The sequence below is a fragment of the Paracoccus sp. DMF genome (genome assembly GCF_004407025.1).
Classification (GTDB): domain Bacteria; phylum Pseudomonadota; class Alphaproteobacteria; order Rhodobacterales; family Rhodobacteraceae; genus Paracoccus; species Paracoccus aminovorans_B.
Genome location: NZ_SOKV02000193.1, coordinates 1 through 659, shown reverse-complemented (window position 1 = coordinate 659; position 659 = coordinate 1). Strand labels below are relative to the sequence as shown.

Annotated in this window: 1 protein-coding gene; it reads right to left on the bottom strand. The window is 72.4% G+C overall.

Going from position 1 to position 659, the window contains the following annotated elements:
- A partial coding sequence (locus tag E3D03_RS21170; RefSeq protein WP_263568572.1) for a GlxA family transcriptional regulator occupies positions 1-659 on the bottom strand: 659 nt, incomplete at both ends.

The following is a 659-nucleotide window of genomic DNA, read 5'->3' as shown; positions in this document are numbered from 1 at the left end:
GCCGCCCCTTTTGCGATAGGGCGTCTCGCCATATTGGGCGCGGTAGCATTTCGAGAAATGCGCGGTGCTGGCGAAGCCGCAGGCGAGCGCGATCTCGATCACGCTCATCTCGGTCTGCGCCAGCAGGTTCTGCGCCCGTTCCAGCCGCAGCGCCATGTAATGCCGCTTGGGCGAGTGGCCGAGATAGCGCGCGAACAGCCGCTCGAGCTGGCGCGGCGACAGGCCGGCGTCCTGCGCCAGCCGGGCCGGGCTCAGCGGCTCCTCGATATTGGCCTCCATCCGCGCCACCACCTGCGCCAGCCGCGGATGGCGCGCGCCCAGCCGCACCGGCACCGACTGGCGCTGGTGGTCCTCCTCGGAGCGGATCGCGGTGTGGATCATCTGGTCGGCCACGCGCCCGGCCAGCGCCGCGCCGTGGTCGCGGGCGATCTGGCGCAGCATCAGGTCGATGGCCGCGGTGCCGCCGGCGGCGGTCAGGCGGTTGCCGTCCTCGACGAAGACGGTGCGGATCAGGGTGGTGTCGGGGAATTTTTCGGCGAAGGCGTCCTGGTTTTCCCAATGGATGGTGCAGCGCCGGCCGGCGAGCAGCCCGGCCTCGGCCAGCACCCAGGCGCCGGTGCAGAGCGCGCCGATGCGGGCGCCGCGCCGGGCCTCGCGCC